The 23085-nt window shown below is 43.9% G+C and carries 22 protein-coding genes; 18 read left to right on the forward strand and 4 right to left on the reverse strand.

Going from position 1 to position 23085, the window contains the following annotated elements; all coding sequences use genetic code 11:
* The gene (locus BU202_RS06735; protein WP_075105030.1) at positions 1 to 447 is read right to left on the reverse strand and encodes a MarR family winged helix-turn-helix transcriptional regulator; all 447 of its coding nucleotides are present in this window, start codon (positions 445 to 447) and stop codon (positions 1 to 3) included.
* Positions 448 to 629: 182 nt separating this feature from the next.
* Between BU202_RS06735 and BU202_RS06740 the strand changes: the two genes are divergently transcribed.
* Together BU202_RS06740 and BU202_RS06745 are read left to right on the forward strand one after the other, a co-directional pair.
* Positions 630 to 1871 carry an aminopeptidase gene (locus BU202_RS06740; RefSeq protein WP_075105031.1) on the forward strand — a complete coding sequence of 414 codons (1242 nt, stop codon included), beginning with the start codon at positions 630 to 632 and terminating at the stop codon, positions 1869 to 1871.
* Positions 1872 to 1902: 31 nt separating this feature from the next.
* Positions 1903 to 2133, forward strand: coding sequence for a GlsB/YeaQ/YmgE family stress response membrane protein (locus tag BU202_RS06745; RefSeq protein WP_075105032.1), 231 nt, complete (start codon positions 1903 to 1905; stop codon positions 2131 to 2133).
* Between the two features lie 150 nt (positions 2134 to 2283).
* Here BU202_RS06745 and BU202_RS06750 read toward each other — a convergent pair whose 3' ends face one another.
* Both BU202_RS06750 and def read right to left on the reverse strand, forming a co-directional pair.
* Positions 2284 to 2742: an SP_0198 family lipoprotein gene (locus BU202_RS06750; RefSeq protein ID WP_075105033.1), complete on the reverse strand. Its 459-nt coding sequence runs from the start codon at positions 2740 to 2742 to the stop codon at positions 2284 to 2286.
* Between the two features lie 141 nt (positions 2743 to 2883).
* Positions 2884 to 3498 carry a peptide deformylase gene (gene def / locus BU202_RS06755; protein WP_075105034.1) on the reverse strand — a complete coding sequence of 205 codons (615 nt, stop codon included), beginning with the start codon at positions 3496 to 3498 and terminating at the stop codon, positions 2884 to 2886.
* A 252-nt stretch (positions 3499 to 3750) separates the two neighbouring features.
* On the opposite strand from def, the gene BU202_RS06760 reads away from it, so the two are divergent.
* The 11 genes from BU202_RS06760 to BU202_RS06810 all read left to right on the forward strand — a co-directional run bounded on the left by BU202_RS06760 (position 3751) and on the right by BU202_RS06810 (position 15445).
* Positions 3751 to 4911 carry an MFS transporter gene (locus BU202_RS06760; RefSeq protein ID WP_083605770.1) on the forward strand — a complete coding sequence of 387 codons (1161 nt, stop codon included), beginning with the start codon at positions 3751 to 3753 and terminating at the stop codon, positions 4909 to 4911.
* Positions 4898 to 5626, forward strand: a complete 729-nt coding sequence (locus BU202_RS06765) for a pseudouridine synthase (RefSeq protein WP_075105035.1) — start codon at positions 4898 to 4900, stop codon at positions 5624 to 5626. Before BU202_RS06760 ends, BU202_RS06765 begins: the two co-directional genes overlap by 14 nt.
* Positions 5627 to 5804: 178 nt before the next feature.
* Positions 5805 to 7079 carry a uracil-xanthine permease family protein gene (locus BU202_RS06770; protein ID WP_075105036.1) on the forward strand — a complete coding sequence of 425 codons (1275 nt, stop codon included), beginning with the start codon at positions 5805 to 5807 and terminating at the stop codon, positions 7077 to 7079.
* A gap of 132 nt (positions 7080 to 7211) precedes the next feature.
* Complete coding sequence (rpsO, locus tag BU202_RS06775) at positions 7212 to 7481, forward strand: 30S ribosomal protein S15 (protein ID WP_075105037.1); 270 nt, start codon at positions 7212 to 7214, stop codon at positions 7479 to 7481.
* A gap of 248 nt (positions 7482 to 7729) precedes the next feature.
* Entirely contained in the window at positions 7730 to 9940 is a 2211-nt protein-coding gene (pnp, locus tag BU202_RS06780) for a polyribonucleotide nucleotidyltransferase (protein WP_075105038.1), read from the forward strand.
* Positions 9941 to 9997: 57 nt separating this feature from the next.
* Complete coding sequence (cysE, locus tag BU202_RS06785; protein WP_075105039.1) at positions 9998 to 10582, forward strand: serine O-acetyltransferase; 585 nt, start codon at positions 9998 to 10000, stop codon at positions 10580 to 10582.
* Positions 10583 to 10597: 15 nt separating this feature from the next.
* Positions 10598 to 11368 (forward strand): nucleoside phosphorylase, encoded by a 771-nt coding sequence (locus BU202_RS06790; protein ID WP_075105040.1) that lies wholly within the window; start codon positions 10598 to 10600, stop codon positions 11366 to 11368.
* 173 nt (positions 11369 to 11541) lie between these two features.
* Positions 11542 to 12885 carry a cysteine--tRNA ligase gene (cysS, locus tag BU202_RS06795; protein ID WP_075105082.1) on the forward strand — a complete coding sequence of 448 codons (1344 nt, stop codon included), beginning with the start codon at positions 11542 to 11544 and terminating at the stop codon, positions 12883 to 12885.
* The gene (locus BU202_RS06800; RefSeq protein WP_075105041.1) at positions 12878 to 13258 is read left to right on the forward strand and encodes a Mini-ribonuclease 3; all 381 of its coding nucleotides are present in this window, start codon (positions 12878 to 12880) and stop codon (positions 13256 to 13258) included. Before cysS ends, BU202_RS06800 begins: the two co-directional genes overlap by 8 nt.
* A 7-nt stretch (positions 13259 to 13265) precedes the next feature.
* Positions 13266 to 14183, forward strand: a complete 918-nt coding sequence (locus BU202_RS06805) for a helix-turn-helix domain-containing protein (protein ID WP_167364749.1) — start codon at positions 13266 to 13268, stop codon at positions 14181 to 14183.
* A 128-nt stretch (positions 14184 to 14311) separates the two neighbouring features.
* Positions 14312 to 15445, forward strand: a complete 1134-nt coding sequence (locus BU202_RS06810) for an ABC transporter ATP-binding protein (protein WP_075105042.1) — start codon at positions 14312 to 14314, stop codon at positions 15443 to 15445.
* Between the two features lie 114 nt (positions 15446 to 15559).
* Here BU202_RS06810 and BU202_RS06815 read toward each other — a convergent pair whose 3' ends face one another.
* The gene (locus BU202_RS06815) at positions 15560 to 16519 is read right to left on the reverse strand and encodes an aromatic acid exporter family protein (protein ID WP_075105043.1); all 960 of its coding nucleotides are present in this window, start codon (positions 16517 to 16519) and stop codon (positions 15560 to 15562) included.
* A gap of 240 nt (positions 16520 to 16759) precedes the next feature.
* On the opposite strand from BU202_RS06815, the gene BU202_RS06820 reads away from it, so the two are divergent.
* The 5 genes from BU202_RS06820 (at position 16760) to BU202_RS06840 (ending at position 23064) form a co-directional block, all read left to right on the forward strand.
* Positions 16760 to 17743, forward strand: a complete 984-nt coding sequence (locus BU202_RS06820; RefSeq protein ID WP_075105044.1) for a LacI family DNA-binding transcriptional regulator — start codon at positions 16760 to 16762, stop codon at positions 17741 to 17743.
* 148 nt (positions 17744 to 17891) lie between these two features.
* Positions 17892 to 19109 carry an extracellular solute-binding protein gene (locus BU202_RS06825; protein WP_075105045.1) on the forward strand — a complete coding sequence of 406 codons (1218 nt, stop codon included), beginning with the start codon at positions 17892 to 17894 and terminating at the stop codon, positions 19107 to 19109.
* Between the two features lie 109 nt (positions 19110 to 19218).
* Positions 19219 to 20565, forward strand: a complete 1347-nt coding sequence (locus BU202_RS06830; RefSeq protein ID WP_075105046.1) for a carbohydrate ABC transporter permease — start codon at positions 19219 to 19221, stop codon at positions 20563 to 20565.
* Between the two features lies 1 nt (position 20566).
* Positions 20567 to 21403 (forward strand): sugar ABC transporter permease, encoded by an 837-nt coding sequence (locus tag BU202_RS06835; RefSeq protein WP_083605772.1) that lies wholly within the window; start codon positions 20567 to 20569, stop codon positions 21401 to 21403.
* The gene (locus BU202_RS06840; RefSeq protein WP_075105048.1) at positions 21400 to 23064 is read left to right on the forward strand and encodes an alpha-glucosidase; all 1665 of its coding nucleotides are present in this window, start codon (positions 21400 to 21402) and stop codon (positions 23062 to 23064) included. The genes BU202_RS06835 and BU202_RS06840 overlap by 4 nt, the downstream gene beginning before the upstream one ends.
* Positions 23065 to 23085: the final 21 nt, after the last annotated feature.

The raw sequence follows: 23085 nt of genomic DNA on the forward strand, positions 1-23085 counted from the left end.
CTACATCTCACTTTCTAAATGCTGTTCCAAGGATTCGTTAAAAGAGGCATAGAGCTGAAGAAATTGATTTTGCTCTTGTTCACTCAGCTGAGACATGGCTCTGATTTCGGCTTCCTCCAAAGGATCTAAGATGGAGGCAGCGTAGGCCCTGCCCTTATCGGTGAGGTGGATAAATTTCTGGCGTTTGTCGCGCTCATTTGGCACGAACGAGACTAATTTCTCTTCTTCAAATACCTTGATACTGGTATTGACCAGCTGTTTGCTTGCTCCCAACTTGTGGCTAAGACAGGCTTGGGACAAGGGATGTTGAGCGTAGTAGAGCCAGACAAGGATGAAAAAGGACGTGCGTTGGAGACCAAATTTTTTAGCATATTGGTCATAGAGGACATCCTGCTCATATTTCAGGCGAGCCAACTGTTTTGCTTGGTGTCTGATGTGAATGGTCATGGAAAACCTACCACCTTTCTGTGTCAGTACGGTTGATAAATAGTCAAATATATTGACTATTAGTATACCACATCTGATTCAAATAGTCAAAAAAATGGACGAATGAAGAAGCATAGCAGAAAATGTCCTCTCATCGGAAAATATGGTAAAATAAGGAGTAATTCAATAAAAAGGAGCAAACCATGGTATTACCAAATTTCAAAGAAAACTTGGCAAAATATGCGAAGTTACTCGTCTCAACAGGAATCAATGTGCAACCAGGTCATACAGTTGCCTTGACCATCAGCGTCGATCAGGCTGAATTGGCCCGCTTGATTGTCAAAGAAGCTTATGCCAAAGGCGCTGTCGAAGTGCTAGTGAACTGGCAAGATGATGTGATTTTGCGCGAGCGTTACTTGAATGTACCAATTGAGCGCTTGGAAACCATTTCTGAACAACGGATCGCAGAAATGAACTACATTTTGGATCATAAAGCCAGCCGTTTGGTGGTCTTGTCTGAAGATCCAGGTGCCTTAGACGGCATTGACCCAGAAAAATTATCTCGTGCGACACGCGCAGCAAGCATTGCCTTAAATCCAATGCGTCAAGCAACTCAAGCCAATAAAATTAGCTGGACCTTGGGTGCTGCAGCAGGCCTCGAATGGGCGAAAAAAGTCTTTCCAGATGCTGCAAGCGACGAAGAAGCCGTTGACTTGCTCTGGGATCAAATCTTTAAAACTTGTCGCGTCTATGCGGACGATCCAGTTGCCGCTTGGAAAGAGCATGAAGAGCGCTTGGTAGCCAAAGCAGCGATTTTGAACAAGGAACAATTTGTCAAACTCCACTATACTGCACCGGGTACAGACTTGACCCTTGGTATGCCAAAGAACCACTTGTGGGAAGCAGCAGGCTCTATCAATGCCCAAGGTGAACACTTTATTGCCAACATGCCAACAGAAGAAGTCTTCACAGCTCCTGACTACCGTGTAGCAGACGGCTATGTGACCTCTACCAAACCACTAAGCTACAATGGAAATATCATCGAAGGTATCAAAGTCACCTTCAAAGACGGTGAAATCGTAGATATTACCGCTGAAAAAGGGGATGAAGTCATGAAGAAATTGGTCTTTGACAATGCAGGCGCTCGCGGTCTTGGTGAGGTTGCCCTCGTGCCAGACCAAAGCCCTATCTCACAATCAGGTGTGACCTTCTTCAATACTCTCTTTGATGAAAATGCCTCAAACCACTTGGCGATTGGTTCAGCCTATGCCTTTAGCATTGAAGGCGGTGTCGATATGACCAACGATGAATTGAAAGCAGCAGGTCTCAACCGTTCCGATGTCCATGTGGACTTCATGATTGGCTCCAACAAAATGAATATTGACGGTATCCGTGAAGACGGTACTGCCGTGCCAATCTTCCGTGATGGTGAATGGGCCATCTAATCCTCATCCTGATAGAAAGTAGGTTGTAGATATGATTGGAAGTTTACTGGTTGGCTTGCTTGTAGCCATCATTGCTGCAGCCATTACCAACCGTGGTGAAAACATGGGCTGTGTCGGCAAGATTCTTTTAGGACTTGCAGGGGCCTGGGTTGGCCAGTTCCTCTTTGGCGACTGGGGGCCCCACATCGCAGATACAGCGATTGTTCCCTCTGTTTTAGGAGCCGTTATTCTCCTCGCTATCTTTTGGAAGCGGGGGAGTTGATAGGTATAGTGAATTGAATAAAGGTTAGGACATCGTTCAGTCGCTTTGATGAACGTCAGTTCTATCTGCAGCTCCTTGCCTTGTCCTATTCCTTTCTCAATCCACTATAAAACCCAGACTAGTTTCTAGTCTGGGTTTTATTTATATGTCTTATTGCTTGGTCAAGACAATGGTATCGTCAACGTCAACCTCGCTGATGTCTTCGATGGTGAGTTGGTTGCCTTCTAGGAAGTAGCGTTCGGTATCGTCACCGATGATGATTCGTTGATTGGTCGGGTCAATAGTTACCTGTTTGATTTCTTGTTCGCCGTCTGGTTCAACCTGTGTCCACGTACCAGAAGTTCCTGTGATGACAAGGGTAACCTCGTCTTCTTCATCACGTCCTTTGTAGGTACCATCTAACTCACCACTTTGTGTAGCAGTCGCTGGAGCAGCAGATGCGGACGAAGCTGCCGTGCTACTAGATGTGGTGGTGGAAGATGAAGAAGCAGCAAGCGCTGAACTAGATGAGCTAGCAGGAGCTGCTTGGTTTGTTGTGTTAGCGCAAGCCGCAAGGAAGAGTCCAAGAGCAGCTACAGTAGTGAATGATACGATTTTTGTAAGTTTCATGGTTATTTCCTTTCAAAGAGAGATTAGCTTCTATTATACTGAATGGTGGAGCCAGTCGGCAAGATTTTTGCTTGAGAAAAAGGAGTGGGCAGTCGTTCTTTCAAAGAAAGCGATTGTCCCTACTCCTTTTCTGCTTAGTGGCTACTCAATCACTAGCATTCCTTCTTTAATGGCAAATGGGTGCTCTGGATTGATACGGTCGTAGAACATGATGCCGTTAATGTGGTCAATCTCATGTTGAACGACGATGGCGTTAAAGCCTTTTAGCTTGATGCGGTGCTTTTCTCCTGTTTTGTCAATGTATTCCACCGTTACGCGGGCATGGCGCACCACATAGCCAGGGACCTCGCGGTCGACCGACAAGCAACCCTCTCCGCCTTCCATCGCGGCTTCCTGAATGGAGTGGGAGACGATTTTGGGATTGTACATGACTTCTTTTAGGGCATAAGCCTCGGCAGGTGGATTGCCTTCTTCGTCCTCTGGATTTGGGACAAGAACCGCAATGATGCGTTTTGAAATATCAATCTGTGGCGCAGCAAGTCCAACCCCACCGCGGAGTTTCATTTTTTCAGCCATGACAGGATCCTGTGAATGTTTGAGGAACTGGAGCATTTTTTCTCCTAAGATGATGTCCTGATCAGACAGCGGAAGCTCGACTTCCTCAGCAACCTTACGCAAGGTTGGATGTCCTTCACGAATAATATCATCCATATCAATCAAGTGGCTAGCTTTTGTTAGACGTTCAATTACAGACATAGTGTTTCTCCTTCATCGTTTCTAAAGACTAGTATAGCACGAAACGAAAGAGAAGAAAAGGAGAGTGCGAGATGAGGAAGAATTTGCTATACTGGTAATATGGTCGTTGCGTGTTAATGGATGGCGTCGTTCATGCGTCTTGCCTAGTGCTCAATCACGATGAAACGACTATAGGAATGAAAATCTGGTTGTCGTATTGTACGCGTATCTGCTGGCATTTTCAGAAATATCCAAAGAAAATGAGGAAAGATTGTGAAAAACTTTCTTGAAAAGATGAGTGTCCTTGCGCTCTCGTCCATGCTGGTCTCCGCTTTTTCTGTCTCATCAGCCCTACCCTTGATGTTGGAACATTTTAAGAATTACCCAGCAGAGCAGGTAGAGGTGCTGATTTCGACCCCGTCCTTTTTTGTCCTGCTGATTTTGCTGGCGAATCGCCCGCTCAACCGATGGTTCAATGAGCATCAGATGATTGTCACAGGGCTTTTAATGATGAGTCTGGCTGGTATGTTGCCCCTTTTTGTGCAGGAGTATTGGTTGGTCTTTCTATCACGGATGTGCTTTGGGCTAGGAATCGGCATGATCAATGCCAAGGCGATTTCCATGATTAGTGAGCGCTACGAGGGAGCAGAGCGGGTCCAAATGCTCGGTTTTCGAGGCTCGTCCGAAGTGGTTGGCTCTGCCTTTTTGACCATGTTGGTCGGCCAATTGATTACCATCAGCTGGCCTTACGCCTTTGCCATCTATGGTTTTGGCTTGGTGATTTTGCTCTTGTATCTCTTTTTTGTCCCAAAACAATCACGGGAGCTTCCCAAGGCGCTTACGTCCGAGGAGCGCTTGAGTCCTCCCTTACGCCTGCAGGCTGTGAAGTTGGCCCTCTTTGCAGGTTGGAATGTCTGCATTAGCTCCTGTATTAGTCTGCGAGTGCCCTTGATTGTAACAGAAGGCGGTTTGGGAACGCCATCGTCTGCTAGTTTGGTCCTCAGCCTCTATCAGCTGGTGGGCATTCTATCAGGACTTGCTTTTGCTCCTCTTTTGCGAAAATATGGCTCGCGCTTGCTCGCCCTCTCCTATCTCGCTCTAGCTCTGTCAACTCTAGGAATTGCCCTTTCATCACAGCTCGTTCTTCTTGCTCTTGCTGCGCTAGGAGCAGGTTTTGTCAATAGTGTCCTGATGACAGCAGTCTTTCATCAGTTAGCAGAAGAAATGCCTGCACCCCTTCTCAACCATGCAACAGCCATCGTTCTTGTGGGCTGTAATCTGGGTGGAGCCTTATCTCCCTACGTCTTAAAAGGAATGGGATTTTTAGGAGAACCTTACAGTGTTAGTTTCAGTCTGTTTGCAGTGAGCTGTGTCGGCTTTGCCTTGCTCGCCGTTATGACAATCAATAGGAGGAAATCAGATGCGCTTGGATAAATTTTTGGTGGCCTGCGGAGTCGGTTCACGTACAGAGGTCAAAAAAATCCTCAAGGCAGGTCAGGTGAGTGTCAATCAAGTGGTGGAAAAATCTGCCAAGCGCCACATCAATGAAGAGCAAGATGAGGTTGCCTACCAAGGTCAGGTCTTGACCTATGAGAAATTTGTCTACTATCTGTTAAACAAGCCTAAAGGTGTGATTTCAGCGACCGAAGATTCCAAGCACCGGACGGTCTTGGATTTGCTAGATGAAACAGCTAGACAAAAAGAAGTTTTTCCTGTTGGGCGCCTCGACATTGACACGCATGGGCTGCTGCTCTTGACCAATAATGGAGCGTTGGCTCATGAGATGTTGTCGCCTAAAAAGCATGTGGAAAAGCTCTATCAGGCTGAGGTTGCAGGGATTATGACGCAAGAAGATGTCAGTTGCTTTGCTCAAGGAATCGAGCTGAAAGACTTCACCTGCCAGCCTGCTGACTTGGACATTCTAGCAACAGATGAAAAAGAGCAGACCTCGCGCGTGCAGATTCGCATTGCGGAAGGAAAATTTCACCAAGTCAAACGGATGGTTGCGGCCTGCGGTAAGCAAGTGACAGACCTACAGCGCCTTAGCATGGGACCCTTGGTCTTGGACACAGCACTCGCCCTAGGAGCCTACCGCAGACTGAATGCTCGTGAATTAGAGTTGTTAGCCATATTCGGGGTGGAACTCTAACCTCAACCAAATGCGTTCTTTCATAAAACAACTAGCCAAATCAAACATTTTGTGGTAGACTAGTACAAGCATAGGTTTTTAAACTCATCCCGTGAGGTGAGAAAGACAAATACGGATTAACGAAGGCCTATGACTATGATTGTTATATGGGCCTTTTTGTGTGCCCAGAAGGAGGATTATGAAAGAATCTGTTCGTTTACTGCTCGATGTGGATGAAAAACCATCATTTGGGCAAGGTATTTTGCTAAGTTTCCAGCACGTCTTTGCCATGTTTGGTGCAACGATTTTGGTACCCTTGATTTTGGGAATGCCCGTATCGGTTGCCCTCTTTGCCTCGGGTGTGGGAACCTTGATTTATCAAGTAGCAACCCAATGCAGGGTGCCGGTTTATCTCGGATCATCATTTGCCTACATTTCTGCCATGGCGCTTGCGATTCAGGAAATGAATGGTGATGTGTCGGCTGCCCAGACAGGTATCCTGTTTGTCGGTTTGATTTATGTCTTGATTGCAAGTGTGGTCAAGGTGATTGGGACCAAGTGGATTGATACCTTGTTGCCACCGATTGTCATCGGGCCAATGATTATCGTCATCGGTCTTGGTTTGGCAAATTCAGCGGTGACCAACGCAGGTTTTGTAGCAGACGGTGACTGGCGCAATGTCGTTGCAGCAATTGCAACCTTCTTGATTGCAGCCTTCGTCAATACCAAGGGGAAAGGCTTCGTGAAGATTGTGCCATTTCTGATTGCCATTATCGGTGGTTATGTGGTGGCCTTGCTCCTAGGCTTGGTTGATTTTGCACCTGTTGTTGACGCTCCTTGGCTTGAATTGCCACGCTTTTACTTGCCATTTAAGACGGGTGTCTTTGAGCAATACAAACTCTACTTTGGACCAGAAATGCTTGCCATTTTACCGATTGCGGTCGTGACCGTAGCAGAGCATATCGGAGACCATACCGTTTTAAGCCAAATCTGTGGCCGCCCATTCTTGAAAGATCCAGGCTTGAACCGAACCTTGATTGGGGATGGGGTAGCGACTGCGGTGTCTGCCTTCATCGGTGGTCCTGCCAATACGACTTACGGTGAAAATACAGGGGTTATCGGCATGACCCGTATCGCATCGGTGTCTGTGATTCGCAATGCAGCTCTGATTGCTATTGCCTTTAGCTTCCTTGGTAAATTCACAGCCCTCATCTCTACCATTCCAAGCGCGGTATTGGGAGGCATGTCCATCTTGCTTTACGGTGTCATTGCCAGCAACGGTTTGAAAGTCTTGATTGAAAGCCGTGTGGATTTTGGGCAGGTGCGTAACCTCATCATCGCAAGCTCCATGTTGGTCTTAGGACTTGGTGGTGCGGTCTTGAGCATCGGGGCTATCACTCTTTCAGGAACAGCGCTAAGCGCGATTGTGGGCATCATTCTCAACCTAATCTTGCCGAGAGAAGCGCAGAAATAGCCTCATTTTAGTTGACAAAGTCAGCAAAGATTGATAGAATAATGAAGTCCAAAGGACAAGAATTAGCCTTTCTTGGTCACAGGTTGCCAACCTGTTACTCGGATGTGGCTCAAATACAAAGGAGAAATACTCATGGCAATCTCAAAAGAGAAAAAAAATGAAATCATGGCGCAATACGCTCGTCATGAAGGTGATACTGGTTCAGTTGAAGTACAAGTAGCAGTGCTTACTTGGGAAATCAACCACTTGAACGAGCACATCAAACAACACAAAAAAGACCACGCAACTTACCGTGGATTGATGAAGAAAATCGGTCGCCGTCGTAACTTGTTGGCTTACTTGCGTAAGACAGACGTTAACCGTTACCGCGAATTGATTCATTCATTAGGACTTCGTCGTTAATTTGGTGAAATCCAATCCCTCCCGACTGGGAGGGATTTTTCTTTTTAAATTTATTTTTCCTTCTTTTGTTTTTCGGCTAAAATATGATAAAATAAACAAGATACGTGGTTTTGTGCAAAGTTGAGTCTGGGGACTGTCCTAGGTTGAGCTTTGTAGAAAACACGTCATCCTCTTGGAAGTCAAAAGAATCGGGCTGGTAGGTCTACTTTTGATGTTCTGGAGAATATTATCACATTTAGGAGATACAAATGGTCAAACAAACATTTGAAATGACTTTTGCAGGTCGTCCGCTCGTTGTTGAGGTCGGTCAGGTCGCAAAACAAGCAAACGGTAGCGTCGTTGTCCGCTACGGAGAAAGCACAGTCCTGACAGCGGCTGTCATGTCGAAAAAAATGGCAACAGGGGATTTCTTCCCGCTTCAAGTCAACTATGAAGAAAAGATGTATGCTGCTGGGAAATTCCCGGGTGGTTTTAACAAGCGTGAGGGTCGTCCGTCAACAGATGCAACCTTGACGGCTCGTCTGATTGACCGTCCGATTCGCCCAATGTTTGCCGAAGGCTTCCGCAACGAAGTGCAGGTGATTAACACCGTCTTGTCTTATGATGAAAATGCGAGCGCGCCGATGGCAGCCATGTTTGGTAGCTCACTTGCTCTATCCATTTCAGACATTCCGTTTAACGGCCCAATCGCTGGTGTCCAAGTCGGTTATGTGGACGGTGAGTTTATCATCAATCCAAGCCAAGAACAGGCAGAACATTCCTTGCTTGAATTAACCGTGGCTGGAACCAAAGATGCCATCAACATGGTAGAGTCTGGTGCCAAAGAATTATCAGAAGACATCATGCTGGAAGCCCTCTTGAAAGGGCACGAAGCAGTAAAAGAATTGATTGCTTTCCAAGAAGAAATCGTAGCTCAAGTCGGCAAGGAAAAAGCGGAAGTCGAATTGCTCCATGTGGACCAAGCCTTGCAGGCAGAAATCATTGCAGCCTACAACAGCGATTTGCAAAAAGCGGTTCAGGTAGAAGAAAAATTAGCTCGTGAAGCCGCAACCAATGCTGTTAAAGAGCAGGTAACGGCTGCCTACGAAGAAAAATACGCAGACCATGAAGAGTTTGACCGCATTATGCGCGATGTGGCGGAAATTCTTGAGCAAATGGAGCACGCAGAAGTGCGCCGCTTGATTACAGAAGATAAGATTCGTCCTGACGGCCGCCGGGTAGATGAAATCCGTCCGCTCGAAGCAGGTGTGGACTTCTTGCCACGCGTGCATGGGTCAGGTCTCTTTACCCGCGGTCAAACCCAAGCCTTGTCTGTCTTGACCTTGGCACCAATGGGTGAAACACAAATCGTGGACGGCTTAGACCCCGAGTACAAAAAACGCTTCTTGCATCACTACAACTTCCCTCAATATTCAGTCGGAGAAACAGGACGCTACGGTGCTCCAGGTCGTCGTGAGATTGGTCACGGAGCCCTCGGTGAACGTGCTCTTGCCCAAGTCTTGCCAAGTCTAGAAGAGTTTCCGTATGCCATTCGTCTGGTAGCAGAAGTGCTCGAGTCCAACGGTTCATCTTCTCAAGCCTCTATCTGTGCGGGAACGCTTGCCCTGATGGCTGGTGGTGTGCCAATCAAGGCGCCTGTAGCAGGAATTGCCATGGGCTTGATTTCAGATGGAACCAACTACACAGTCTTGACCGATATTCAAGGTCTTGAGGATCATTTCGGCGATATGGACTTTAAGGTGGCTGGTACCCGTGATGGAATTACCGCCCTGCAAATGGATATTAAGATTGAGGGAATCACGGCTGAAATCCTGCAAGAAGCCCTTGCCCAAGCCAAGAAAGCTCGCTTTGAAATCTTGGATGTCATTGAAGAAGCCATTCCAGCTGTTCGTCCAGATCTGGCACCGACTGCACCGAAGATTGATACCATCAAGATTGATGTGGATAAGATCAAGATTGTCATCGGTAAGGGTGGCGAGACCATTGATAAGATTATCGCAGAAACAGGTGTGAAGATTGACATTGATGAAGAGGGAAATGTAGCCATCTACTCAAGCGATCGCGATGCCATCAACCGTGCCAAAGAAATCATCGCAGGTTTGGTACGTGAAGCCAAGGTTGATGAAGTTTACCGTGCTAAGGTTGTGCGGATTGAGAAATTTGGTGCCTTTGTCAATTTGTTTGATAAGACCGATGCCCTTGTCCATGTCTCTGAAATGGCTTGGACTCGTGTCAACCGAGTAGAAGATTTGGTTCAAATTGGTGATGAAGTGGATGTCAAAGTCATCAAGATTGATGAAAAAGGCCGCGTGGATGCGTCGATGAAAGTATTGCTTCCTCGTCCTGAAAAAGTAGAGCAAGCTGAACCGAGAGAAAAATCAGACCGCCCACGCCGTCCAAGAGAAAAGAAAGAAAACAGCAACTTTGGGGAATTTAAGTTCCACAAGGTTGAAAAGTAGAAAGTAGAGTAAGACAAGTTCTTTAGAACTTGTCTTATCCACAATAAAGGAGAAAAAATGGGTTGGTGGAAAGACACCATTGAAATTGTAAAAGAAAAAGATCCAGCGGCACGTTCCACGCTGGAGGTCATTTTAACTTATCCAGGGGTCAAGGCCTTGGCTGCGCACCGCTTATCTCATTTTTTATGGCGCCATGGCTTTAAATTGCTGGCGCGTATGCACAGTCAATTTTGGCGCTTTTGGACCCAAATTGAGATTCATCCAGGGGCACAGATTGCAAGTGGGGTTTTTATTGACCACGGGGCAGGCTTGGTCATTGGAGAGACGGCTGAAATTGAGTCAGGCGTCATGCTCTATCATGGGGTCACTCTGGGAGGGACAGGAAAGGATTGTGGCAAACGCCATCCGACAGTTCGCAAAGGGGCCCTCATTTCTGCTCATTCGCAAATTATTGGCCCGATTGAAATTGGAGAAAATGCCAAGGTCGGAGCAGCAGCGGTGGTCCTTTCAGATGTTCCAGCAGATGTAACGGTCGTTGGCATGCCTGCAAAAATTGTCCGCATTCATGGGAAAAAAGACGAACAAGCGATTCGTCCCTTGCAAGAAGCAAGAGAAGCCAGCTATTATTCTGCCAAGTTGTAAGCAAAGGAGGGTGCCATGCTCTTAGAAGAATTTGAATCTGTTCGCGCTGTCATTGAGCCAAAGATGGTGAAAACAGAAAACCAAGAGGAGATTTGTCCGACCATCATTCTGACCTTTGCGGGAGAAGTGCTTGAGCAAATCAAGCAGATGGAAGGGGTTCATGAGGGCGGTGCCTTAAAGAGCCTCAACGGTCGCCATCCTTGGTATATCTACGAAAAAGATGGCTACAAGGTAGCGGTTGCCCTTCTTATCATCGGAGCTCCTATGGCGGTTGGTCAGCTGGAAGAATATAAAGCGAGAGGGTTTGAAAATTTCATCATCTTTGGAACCTGCGGTGTTTTAGATAAGAGCATTGCGGCGGACAAGTTGATTTTACCTAGCGCAGCTCTACGTGATGAGGGAACCAGCTACCACTACGCTCCACCGAGCGATGAAATCAGCTATGAGCCAGCTCTGCTATTCACCATGGAAAAAATCCTCGATAAGCACCAGATTGAGCATATTCGAACCAAGACATGGACGACAGATGCTTTTTACCGTGAGACGGCAGCTAAGATTAAGCGGCGGATGGCAAGTGGTGCTGAGGTTGTCGAGATGGAGGCGGCGAGCATCATGGCTTGGAGTCGTTTTCGAGATGCCAAGGTCTATCAATTTTTCTATACGGCAGACTATGTGGATTATCAGAATGAGGAGTGGGATAGAAGGAGCTCTGAGCGTGTGCTTCATCCTCTGACTTTTTTTGAGATTGCCTTTACGATTGCAAAGGAGTTGCGAGATGAAAGATAAGGATTTTTTGCGCTCGTTTGGCTGTTTTCGGATGTATAGGGCTTACAAGAGAGGCTAATGTTCTTGCTTTAGCTTCTCACACAGAAAGGGTTCGCAGGGTGCGGACAGATGATTTCCATTAGAAAGGAAGGGGCGTGATAGCGGTGTTGCCGATAGCACGTCCTACTGTTACTATGATTACGATTTACGATACCATGACACGAAGTCTCCGCGAGTTTGTGCCTTTGGAGGCTGGCAAGGTCAAGATGTATGTCTGTGGACCGACCGTTTATAATTATATCCATGTCGGAAATGCCCGTTCAACCGTGGCCTTTGATACCATTCGGCGCTATTTTGAGTACCGCGGTTTTGAGGTAACCTACATTTCTAATTTTACTGATGTGGATGACAAGATTATCAACCGTGCCAAGGAAGAGGGCGTTACTCCGCAAGAAATCGCTGAAAAATACATTGCGGCTTTTAGCGCAGATGTGGAAAAACTAGGGGTCAAACCAGCCAGCAAGCATCCTCGGGTCATGCACTTCATGGATGAAATTGTGGCCTTTATCGAGGAATTGATAGCAAAAGGCTATGCCTATGAGTCAGCAGGCGATGTTTATTTCCGAGTGGAGAAGTCTGAAAACTATGCGGCCTTGGCCAACAAGACCTTGGAAGACTTGGTTCTTGGAGCCAGCGGTCGGACAGATGAGGAGACGGCTCGCAAGGAAAATCCTGTCGATTTTGCCCTGTGGAAAGCAGCCAAAGCAGGGGAAATTTTCTGGGACAGTCCTTGGGGTGCGGGTCGTCCGGGCTGGCACATTGAGTGTTCGGTCATGGTGACAGAAATCTTAGGTGATACCATTGACATTCATGGAGGCGGTGCGGACCTTGAATTTCCTCACCATACCAATGAAATTGCCCAGTCTGAAGCAAAAACGGGGAAAACTTTTGCCAACTACTGGATGCACAATGGTTTTGTCAATATTGACAATGTTAAGATGTCCAAGTCCCTCGGCAACTTTATCACCGTGCACGATGCCCTTGAGACGGTTGACGGTCAGGTCTTGCGTTTCTTCTTTGCGACCCAGCATTACAGAAAGCCGATTAACTTTACTGAAAAAGGAGTGGCAGACGCAGCCGTCAATCTCAAGTATTTGAAAAATACCTACGAGCAACCCTTTACTGACAATGTGGACATGGAGCGCCTAGCGGAGTTTGAAAGCAAATTCTGCCAAGCGATGGACGAGGATTTCAACACGGCAAATGGGATTACCGTAGTCTTTGAATTTGCCAAGTGGATGAATTCGGGACATTACAATGCGGCCATCAAAGCGGCGTTTGAAAAAATGCTAGCAGTCTTTGGGATTGTCTTTGAAGAAGAGGTGCTAGATAGCGAGATTGAAGCCTTAATAGCAGAACGCCAAGCAGCGCGGGCAGCAAAAGACTTTGCACGGGCTGATAGCATTCGGGATCAATTGGCAGCGCAGGGTATCAAGCTCCTTGATACCAAGGACGGAGTGAGGTGGACACGTGATTGATGTGACACTCATCAACGGCATTGCCCTTGCTTTTGAGGGCGATGCGGTCTATTCCATGTATATTCGCAGGCACTTGATTTTTAAGGGCTTGACCAAGCCCAATCAATTGCACCGTGAGGCCAATCGCTATGTTTCTGCCAAGGCTCAGGCCGCCCTCATCTCCAAGATGTTGGAAGAGGATTTTCTAAGCGAAAAAGAAGTTGACATCTACAAACGTGGGCGCAATACCAACAGCCATACCAAGGCAAAAAATGCGGATGTTGTGACCTATCGCATGTCTACAGGCTTTGAAGCGGTGCTTGGTTATCTTCACATGACAGAGCAAATCGAACGGCTCGAGGACGTCATTAACTGGTGTATTGAAAATGGATAGGAGGTCCGTGCAAGTGGAACGATTCCCTTTTGAGAACCAAGAGGTTCAACCGCTAACTGTTCAGCAGGCTTTCACCTTGTTTCCCAATGGAAAACTAGTGGATACCCCTATTCACAAGTTTCAGGACTTGCTTTTTCCCTTGGCTAATGGGCAATGGTTGCAGGTAGCTAAAGACGAATTGACAGAGCGAGAACGCTATTTGCTATCCTTATCTGCAGATGATGAGGCTTATGCCAGCCATCCTTGGTACCGATTTCTGGTCAAAAAAACGGGAGAAATACCTCAAAAAATCAGCACTCTGCAGTGGATTCATATCCATCATTCCTTGTCGGCTGTCGATGAGAAAGAAGAATTACAGGCTTGGCTGGAGGTCATGCGCTCTTTACTTCCGAACCGTGTGGCTGATTTTCAGGTGACAGCCTATGATACGATTTTTGTCCTTAATCAAAGCACCTTTATTCCAATTCAGGAAGTGCTAGCCGATACCCTGTCTGCTATGGAATTTGACTTTGGCTTGAAGCTGACCATGCTAGTCGGTCAAATCTGGTCGCTGGTAGCAGACGAGGATTGGGCGGGAATTTTTCAAGCAGAGCATCGCCTATTTCTTGCTTGGCAGGAGCGGTTTCAATCCTCCCGTGTACTTTCCTTTGCTCAAGCCTTTCTTTGGGGACAAGGTCAGGAACTAGCGCTTTATCCCCTACGGCAGCAGCTGGCGCAGATGATTCACCAGCAAGACCAGTTGGCAGATAGTATTCTTGCCCTGTGGGAGGAAGCAGCAGTAGTGACCAAGGCAGCGCAACGCCTCTACGTGCACCGCAATACCCTCCAATACCGCCTCGAAAAATGGCTCGATGTCAGCGGCTTGCAGCTCCGCAATTTGACAGATTTGGCCGTTTGTTACCAGATTGTATTGGACGAGGGGTAGGATAGTTGAGTAAAAAATGGCTTTTGTGCAACTTGTACAAAATGCCTTTTTCTTTTTGTTCACCCTGACAGGGAAAAATAAAACGCTTTCATGTATACTAAAAGAGTAAAAGAAAGCGAGGTTTGAACATGGTTCAATTAAATCTAAAAAATATCTACAAAAAATATCCAAACAGCGAGCATTACTCTGTTGAGGATTTCAATCTAGACATCAAGGACAAGGAATTCATCGTCTTCGTTGGTCCTTCAGGATGTGGTAAATCCACCACGCTTCGTATGATTGCAGGTCTTGAAGATATTACAGAAGGGGAAGCCTACATCGATGATGTCTTGATGAACGATGTGGCACCAAAAGATCGTGATATTGCCATGGTCTTCCAGAACTATGCCCTTTACCCACACATGACCGTATTTGACAACATGGCCTTCGGCTTGAAATTGCGCAAATACAGCAAGGATGAAATCAAAAAACGTGTCGAAGAAGCCGCAAGCATTCTTGGTCTGACAGAGTTCTTGCAACGCAAACCTGCTGACTTGTCAGGTGGACAACGCCAACGTGTTGCCATGGGGCGTGCCATTGTCCGTGATGCAAAAGTATTCTTGATGGACGAGCCTTTATCAAACTTGGATGCGAAACTTCGTGTATCCATGCGTACAGAGATTGCGAAAATCCACCGCCGTATCGGGGCAACAACCATCTACGTAACCCATGACCAAACAGAAGCGATGACACTTGCGGACCGTATCGTTATCATGAGTGCTACTAAAAATGAGGCAGGTACAGGTACGATTGGACGGATTGAGCAAATCGGTACACCAGAAGAATTGTACAACGCTCCTGTGAATAAATTCGTCGCAAGCTTTATCGGAAGCCCAGCCATGAACTTCTTTAGTGTCACTCTTAAAGACGGTGTCTTGTCAGACGGGGATAACTTCTCTCTTCGCTTGCCAGAAGGTCGTAGAAAACACTTGGAAGAAAAAGGATATGAAGGCAAAACCTTCACCCTCGGTATCCGTCCAGAAGACATCAAAGCGTCTCAATTGGAATTGGATGCTTATCCAGAAAGCATCGTGACTGCAGAAGTTGTGGTTTCAGAGTTGCTAGGTGCAGAGTCTATGCTGTATAGCCGTGTTGGCTCAACCGAGTTTGTTTCTCGTGTAGATGCGCGTGATTTCCACAAACCAGGTGAAAAAGTCCGTCTTGCCTTCAACTTGAACAAGGCACACTTCTTTGATGATGCGACAAGCAAAGCGATTGTCTAACACTCGTCAAACTCTAGAAAACTGCTCAAGGTTGACGGTTGATAGAGTAAAGATACCCTCTATTCTTTGGAAATGATAGCAAAACTCCCTGCCGTTTGGTAGGGAGTTTTTGTGCTAGTTTTCATCTGCGTACTGCTCATAAAAATCAACTTTTAGCTGAATAAAACGTTCCATATCATGGAGGAGTTGGAAAAGCGTTGCCCGTGCCTCAAATTCTTCCCGCGTTTGCGGAAGTGGACGCTCGCGGAAGGTCTGGTGAAAGAGTTCGATGTCTTCGAGGAGTTCGTGGCCAGGATTTTGTCTGCTTAATTGCAGGGCTGTTCGTTCAAAGAGACTGGCTAAGATAACGGCTTCTCGGCTTTCGAGTGAAAATGTATTGATATTGTTGGCCATGGTGCGCAAGATTTTATTTTGAGCCAGCCGCATTTCAAAGTAATGGACCTGATAGTTGGTCTGGTGAAAGACCTGATTATGGCGATCAAGGTAGACGATGTCAAGGGCTGCTTGGAGCGTTTGATCCAGTTGGGTAATCAGCTGCGCCTCGTTGCGGCCATCTCCCGTCAGTAAAAATTCCTGAAAGCGCAACAGGATAGCTTTGAGTCCTTGCTCCACCTCTTCATGGTAGCCTTGGATTTGCCTATCTTGCGAGGGCATGTAGAGATTGGCAATCAGCGCAATGCCCGCCCCGATGAGAAAGAGGGCCAGTTCCTGACCTAAGAGGGCAAACGAGGTCGATTTTTCGAGGAACAGGTGGGTCACAAGGACAGTACAGGGAGCGATACCAGCAGTCAGATTGGCCTTGTAAGCAAGCGGGACATAGAGGCAGAGGTAGAGCCCTAGAGTCAACAGATGAAAGCCAAACAGCGAGAAGGCAAGAGCTGCAATCGCAAGAGCCAGCACCGTTGACCAGAGCCTAGCCCAGGCCGTCTTAAGTGACGCACGTCTCGTGTCCAAGACACTTAAAATTGCAATAATTCCTGCGGACGTAGCGTAGGATAGATGGATAGAATCAGCCAAGGCAATCGCGACACAGGTCGCCAGCACCAGCTTAATAGTTCGATGAAGTAAGGGCATGAATATCTCCTAAATGGAAGTTTCAGCATGAAACAATAATATAGTATCATTGTAGCATATATTGGATGGTTATTTGAAGGATTTGTTTGAGGATTTTTTTACGCTAATTCCAAAGAATGTTGGGGGAGTGTGGTAGGAAATGTCGTTTCAACATGGATTGAAAAGGTGGAATGCCATTTTTAAGTTTTTGTGATATACTTAAAAGAAAGCGTTTTATACTATAGAGTGCAGGAGCTAATGATGGCAAGTATTGAAGATGTTGCAAAAAAAGCAAAAGTATCTGTTACGACAGTGTCTCGAATGATGAACAATCATCCCTATGTATCAGACAAGACAAAAAAACGAATTCAGAAAGCGATGGAGGAGTTGAGCTATTTTCCCAATAGTGGTGCCCAGCAGTTACGTGGAAAAGGGACAAAATTGATTGGAGTAATTGTGTCTTATATCACGAATCCCTTTTTCTCTTATCTTGTTGCTAGTATCGAGAAAACGGCTACCGAAATGGGGTACCATTTAATCGTTTTACAGACCTTGCAAGACATAAAGAGAGAAGAGTTGTTCATTAACATGCTCAAAAAAAAGCAGCTGGACGGCTTGATTTCTACTTCCCTAGAGACGAATACAGAAGAAGTCTGTGAAATGGTAAGAAAAGGGGAGATTGTTCTCTGTAATCGGAGCTTGATTCATCAGGATTTACCAATTGTTCAGATTGATGAAGCGAAGATTTCAGAAGAAGCAACCCTCCATTTATTTGAACGGGGTTATCAAAAAATCGCTTTTTGTCTGGGTGGGGAGACGCTACATCCAACGGATAATCGCTTTAAAGGATTTATGGCAGCCCATCTCCGTCAACATCAGGAGTTTAATCAGAATTTTTTCTTTAAAAATGTGAAGACCATTCAGCAAGGACGGGAACTTTTCCATATGGTGTCTGCTTTAACAGAAAGGCCAGATGCCTTATTTGCAAATAGTGATGAAGTGGCTGCAGGCTTTGTAGATGAAGCAATCTTACATGGTTGGAACATTCCGCAGGACATGGCTGTAATGGGCTTTGACGATCAACCAATTGCCAGCTTATTAACGCCCAAGCTCACGACTATCCGTCAGCCGATTGATGAAATGGGGCGTCAAGCCACTCTAGCATTGCTATCTCATCTCGAAAATCAGGAATTTGAAATGCCTGCGCCTTTAAGAGCAGAGTTGATTATCCGATCTTCAACCTAAGGTTGTTGGTCGGATATTTTTTTAAAAAAATTATATGAAAACGATTGACATAATGAAATCGTTATCATATAATGTATTCAAGATAAAACGCTTACAGAGATACCGTAGAAGATGTGAGAAAATCTTCAACAATGAAAAGGAGTTTAAGATGAAGAAAATCACCTTGTTAGCGGCAACAGTTGTTGCCAGCACTATGTTGTTTGCTTGTGGCTCTAAGGAAACAAGCATGTCAGATTCAAAAGATAGTCTGAATCTGAAACTTTGGGTTGATCCAGGTTCTGCTGAATTTTATTCAAAATTAGTGGATCAATATAAAGAAGAAAATAACATTAAATATACGATTGAAGTGGTGGAATCTGACACAGGTAAAGCCCAAGAAAATATAAAAAAAGATCCAGAAGCAGCAGCCGATGTCTTTAGCATGCCTCATGATCAATTAGGTCAACTAGTTGAAGCAGGAGTTGTTTATGAAAATACTAAGTATGCAGATAGAATCTCTGAAGAGAATACAGAATTAGCTGTTCAAGCAGCCACCTATAAAGGAAAAATGTATGGTTACCCATATGGCGTAGAGTCTCTCATGCTGTATTATGATAAAACAAAACTAACTGAAAATGATATTCAAACATTTGAAACGTTAACAGCGAAAGCTAAATTTGGTGGTAATTTTGAAGAAGATGGCGCTGCTTATTTCTTAGCTCCTCTCTTTGTATCAAATGATTGTTATTTGTATGGAGAAGATGGAGAGGATCCAAGCGGTACAACTTTCAATACAGAACAGGGTGTAAATGTTTTAAAATGGATTGCAGCCCAAGGCAAGAATGATAATGTGGTTCAGGCAAATGCTGATTTATTAAGTCAGTTGGAAGAAGGGAAAATTGCTGCAGTAGTGTCAGGGCCATGGGGATACAAGAATATTAAAGAGATCCTCGGCGACCGTTTCGCTGTAGCCCAATATCCGAAAACTAATTTCGGAAATGGAGAGAAACAAATGAAACCATTCTTAGGGGTTAAGTTATACAGTGTGAACGCAAGCACAGCTCACCCACTAGAAGCAATGGCATTAGCAAATTTCCTTTCTAGTACAGAAGCGCAGAAAAAAACATTTAACGATTTGGGTACAATTCCAAGCAATCTATCTCTGCAACATTCTAAAGAAGTTTTAGCAGACCCAATGGCTAGTGTTGTGGTGACAACCTCTCTACCAGAGAATTCTGTATTAATGCCTAAAATTCCAGAAATGGTCACATTTTGGCCAGCGTCTTTAGCAACGATAAGTGATGCTTATAAAGGAAATTTGTCAGAATCTGATATGAAGTCTAAACTAGATCAATTAGTGAAAGATACGTCAGTCGTTGCGAAATAATACGAAAATCATATAGTGGGAGACAGTCTATCTCACAAAGTTCACTGATACCACGTGCGCCTTGTGAGATAGTTGTATTTATCAATGAGGATAGGTTGAGGATGGGGAAATGAAGAGAGTAAAGATAAATCCTAAATGGACTAACTTTCTAAGGAATGCAACAATAGGAGAAAAGTTGTCTTTTTTAGTTATGGGGTCGGCTCATTTGCATAATCGACAATTTGTTAAAGGGTTGCTGTATATAGTTACTCAAGTCTTTTTTGTTTATTGGTTCATTACAAGAGGGATACCAGCGATGATAGGTCTTGTTACATTAGGAACAGAGACACAAGGCTGGAAGTTTGATGAAGAGCTAGGGATTAATGTAAAAGTGGCTGGTGATAATTCGATGCTTTTCCTCATTTACGGTATTGCAACACTTGTTTTGTTGGGAATCTTTTTTGTGATATATATTAGAAACATCAAAGAAGCCCAGGAATTATATTTCAAAAGAGTTCATCAAGAGCATATTCCAAATATTAAAGAAGAATTAGCGTCCCTACTAAATGAAAAATTCCATGTAACATTAATGGGATTTCCGATACTTGGAATTCTTATTTTTACAGTCATTCCTCTGTTTTACATGATTCTATTAGCTTTTACCAACTTTGATCATAATCATTTACCTCCAAAGAGCCTATTTGATTGGGTTGGGATTAGCAATTTTGGAAGTATTTTGAATGGACGTATTTCCAATACATTCTTTCCAGTATTTACTTGGACACTAATTTGGGCTTTTTTTGCAACAGTAACGAGTTTCTTTTTTGGGGTCTTGCTGGCCATTTGGATTAATTCTAAAAATATTAAAGGCAAAAAAGTTTACAGAACCTTATTTGTCTTGACCATGGCAGTTCCTCAATTCATTTCTTTATTGATTATGCAAAATATGTTCCATGCATCTGGCCCAATTAATGCCTATTTAATGAATCTACACTTGATTTCTGCTCCAATTCCATTTTTAACAGATGCCGTAATGGCTAAAATATTTGTTATCCTTATTAATATGTGGGTTGGAATTCCGGCAACTATGCTGGTTTCGACAGGGATTATTATCAATTTACCAACAGAACAACTAGAAGCGGCAACAATAGATGGTGCTAGTAAATTTCAGATTTTTAGGTACATCACATTTCCGCAAATTCTATTTGTTATGGCTCCTAGTCTCATTCAGCAATTTATCGGAAATATTAACAATTTTAATGTGATTTATCTATTGACAGGCGGAGGACCTTTGAATAGTGATTTTTATGGTGCAGGAGAGACGGATTTACTGGTTACGTGGTTATATAAGTTGACTGTAGAAGTAGCAGATTATAATTTAGCGTCTGTAATAGGAATCATTATTTTCGTACTAAGTGCGGTTGTTTCTCTTATTGCTTACAACAAAGTAAATGCCTATCAACGTCAAGGGGGATAATATGAAGAGTAAAAAATCAGGTTGGCTGAGCAACGTTTTATTATTAATGACAGCAGCTCTATGGACATTTCCTATTTTCTGGATTGTATTGACATCGTTTCGATCAGAAGGCGGGCAGTTTGTATCGTACATTTTACCTAAGTCATTTACCTTAAAGCATTATCAGTTTTTGTTTTCGAATAATAGTAGCTATCCGTTTGTCAGGTGGTTCACTAATACCTTGATTGTTTCGATTGCATCTTGTATCTTAAGCACTTTGATTACCGTTTCGATGGCTTATAGCCTATCGAGATTACGATTTAAATTACGGGAAAAGTTTTTGAAGCTAGCTTTAGTATTAAATATGTTTCCTGGCTTTATGAGTATGATTGCAATCTATTATTTATTGAAAGCGTTAAATCTCACCCAAAGTCTATTTGCCTTAGTTCTAGTATATTCCTCTGGTGCTGCCTTGGCTTTTTACATAGCAAAGGGGTTCTTTGATACAATACCATTATCATTGGATGAATCAGCGATGATTGACGGTGCCTCTAAGTTTCATATCTTTACTCGTATAACGATACCCTTGTCAAAACCAATCATTGTGTATACGGCTTTACAAGCCTTTATCTCTCCGTGGATGGACTTCATCTTTGCAAAAATTATTATGGGAGATAAAGTCGATCACTATACAGTAGCAATTGGTCTATACTCGATGATGACAAGGGACAATGCAGATTATTTGTTTATGGCATTTACGGCAGGTTGTGTACTCATTGCAGTCCCGATCACGGTCTTGTTTATCTATTTACAAAAATATTATGTTGAAGGAATTACAGGAGGAGCTGTTAAAGGATGAAAAAATGGTGGCATAGTGCAGTTGGATATCAAATTTATCCTAAAAGTTTTCAAGACAGTAATGGAGATGGCATAGGAGATATAAAGGGAATTATTTCGCGCTTACCGTATTTAAAAGAACTAGGCATTTCTGTTATATGGCTTAGTCCAATCAATCAATCTCCAATGAAAGATCATGGGTATGACATTTCTGACTATTATCACATTGATCCTAGTTTTGGAAGTGACGAGGATTTTGAGAATCTTATCACGGAGGCTAAAAAGTATGACATTCGTATTCTGTTAGATTTAGTCATCAATCATACTTCAGTCAAACATGAGTGGTTTCAAAAGGCGTTAGCAGATTTAGATAGCCCTTATGCAGATTATTACATGATTCGTGAGGGGAATGGAAATCTTCCTCCTAATAACTGGCGTTCAATGTTTGGTGGAAGTGCTTGGGAAAGAATAGAGGGGACCAATAAGTATTACCTTCACTTGTTTACTGTTGATCAACCAGACTTAAATTGGGAAAATCCTAAACTTCGCAAGGAATTGTATCATATCATACAATTTTGGCTAAATAAGGGGGTTGCAGGTTTTAGGATTGATGCCATTGCTCATATCAAAAAAGTCTTTGATGCTGCTATGAAAGAAGCAGATGGTCCAGATGGTTTAGCTGAAGACTTTGAACATTATCGAAATGCCAAAGGAATCGAACAGTTCTTGGCAGAGATGAGAGATCAAGCATTTGCGGGTCAAGACATTTTGACAATTGCTGAAATGGATGTACCTAATCCGAATGATTGGGTAGAGTTTTTTGGAGATAACGGTTATTTCTCCTCTATTTTTGATTTTTACCATACTATTTATAATGTTCAATCAGAAGAATTTAAAGATAGGCCAGTAGAACTAGTTGAAAAATTAAAAGAAAGAGCCTTTGAAAAACAAACTTTGGCGCATAACAAGGTCTTTTTTACTAATTTTATTGAAAATCATGACCTGCCAAGATCACCAGAGAGACTGATTCCAAAAGAAGAGATTCATTTTTATAGTAAATCCTTGCTGGCGGTGCACTATTTCTTTTTGAGAGGCATTCCTGTAGTCTACCAAGGACAAGAAATCGGAATGCAAGACTACCCAAAAAACAGTATTTCTGAATATATTGATTTAGCAACACATAATAAATACCAAGAATATCTACTGCGTGGAAAAAGTCCTGAAGAAGCATTGTCACAAATTAACATCGAAAATAGGGAAAATAGCCGGACTCCGTTTCAATGGTCCACAGATCAGAATGCTGGTTTTACAGAGGGAGAACCTTGGTTTGAGGTAAATCCTAACTACGTTGATATTAACTATGAAAAACAAGAACAGGACGCAGATTCGTTATTGAACTTTTACAAACGACTCATAAAAGTAAGACGAAATATAGAATATGAGGATGTCTTTGTATACGGTCGAACACTACAGTTATTTAAGGAAGTCAAAGGCTGTTTCGCATATAAGCGTCAATTGGGAGACAAAGAAGTGACGGTTATCTGTAATTTCACAAATCAGTCCTTAACTATTGACTATGAATACGATGCAGCTACTCAGATACTGATGAATAATTACAAAAATATTCAATATACGCAAGGGCTTCTTTCCTTAAATCCTTATCAGGCGATAGTGATAGGGTAGGTTTGAAATGAGTTTTTTATA

It is taken from the genome of Streptococcus cuniculi (genome assembly GCF_001921845.1).
Taxonomy (GTDB): domain Bacteria; phylum Bacillota; class Bacilli; order Lactobacillales; family Streptococcaceae; genus Streptococcus; species Streptococcus cuniculi.

Excerpts from the sequence above, each read along its gene's own strand:
- BU202_RS06735 (WP_075105030.1), bottom strand. The coding sequence starts at position 447 with ATGACCATTCACATCAGACACCAAGCAAAACAGTTGGCTCGCCTGAAA.
- BU202_RS06740 (WP_075105031.1), top strand. The coding sequence starts at position 630 with ATGGTATTACCAAATTTCAAAGAAAACTTGGCAAAATATGCGAAGTTA.
- BU202_RS06745 (WP_075105032.1), top strand. The coding sequence starts at position 1,903 with ATGATTGGAAGTTTACTGGTTGGCTTGCTTGTAGCCATCATTGCTGCA.
- BU202_RS06750 (WP_075105033.1), bottom strand. The coding sequence starts at position 2,742 with ATGAAACTTACAAAAATCGTATCATTCACTACTGTAGCTGCTCTTGGA.
- def (WP_075105034.1), bottom strand. The coding sequence starts at position 3,498 with ATGTCTGTAATTGAACGTCTAACAAAAGCTAGCCACTTGATTGATATG.
- BU202_RS06765 (WP_075105035.1), top strand. The coding sequence starts at position 4,898 with ATGCGCTTGGATAAATTTTTGGTGGCCTGCGGAGTCGGTTCACGTACA.
- BU202_RS06770 (WP_075105036.1), top strand. The coding sequence starts at position 5,805 with ATGAAAGAATCTGTTCGTTTACTGCTCGATGTGGATGAAAAACCATCA.
- rpsO (WP_075105037.1), top strand. The coding sequence starts at position 7,212 with ATGGCAATCTCAAAAGAGAAAAAAAATGAAATCATGGCGCAATACGCT.
- pnp (WP_075105038.1), top strand. The coding sequence starts at position 7,730 with ATGGTCAAACAAACATTTGAAATGACTTTTGCAGGTCGTCCGCTCGTT.
- cysE (WP_075105039.1), top strand. The coding sequence starts at position 9,998 with ATGGGTTGGTGGAAAGACACCATTGAAATTGTAAAAGAAAAAGATCCA.
- BU202_RS06790 (WP_075105040.1), top strand. The coding sequence starts at position 10,598 with ATGCTCTTAGAAGAATTTGAATCTGTTCGCGCTGTCATTGAGCCAAAG.
- cysS (WP_075105082.1), top strand. The coding sequence starts at position 11,542 with ATGATTACGATTTACGATACCATGACACGAAGTCTCCGCGAGTTTGTG.
- BU202_RS06810 (WP_075105042.1), top strand. The coding sequence starts at position 14,312 with ATGGTTCAATTAAATCTAAAAAATATCTACAAAAAATATCCAAACAGC.
- BU202_RS06815 (WP_075105043.1), bottom strand. The coding sequence starts at position 16,519 with ATGCCCTTACTTCATCGAACTATTAAGCTGGTGCTGGCGACCTGTGTC.
- BU202_RS06820 (WP_075105044.1), top strand. The coding sequence starts at position 16,760 with ATGGCAAGTATTGAAGATGTTGCAAAAAAAGCAAAAGTATCTGTTACG.
- BU202_RS06825 (WP_075105045.1), top strand. The coding sequence starts at position 17,892 with ATGAAGAAAATCACCTTGTTAGCGGCAACAGTTGTTGCCAGCACTATG.
- BU202_RS06830 (WP_075105046.1), top strand. The coding sequence starts at position 19,219 with ATGAAGAGAGTAAAGATAAATCCTAAATGGACTAACTTTCTAAGGAAT.
- BU202_RS06835 (WP_083605772.1), top strand. The coding sequence starts at position 20,567 with ATGAAGAGTAAAAAATCAGGTTGGCTGAGCAACGTTTTATTATTAATG.
- BU202_RS06840 (WP_075105048.1), top strand. The coding sequence starts at position 21,400 with ATGAAAAAATGGTGGCATAGTGCAGTTGGATATCAAATTTATCCTAAA.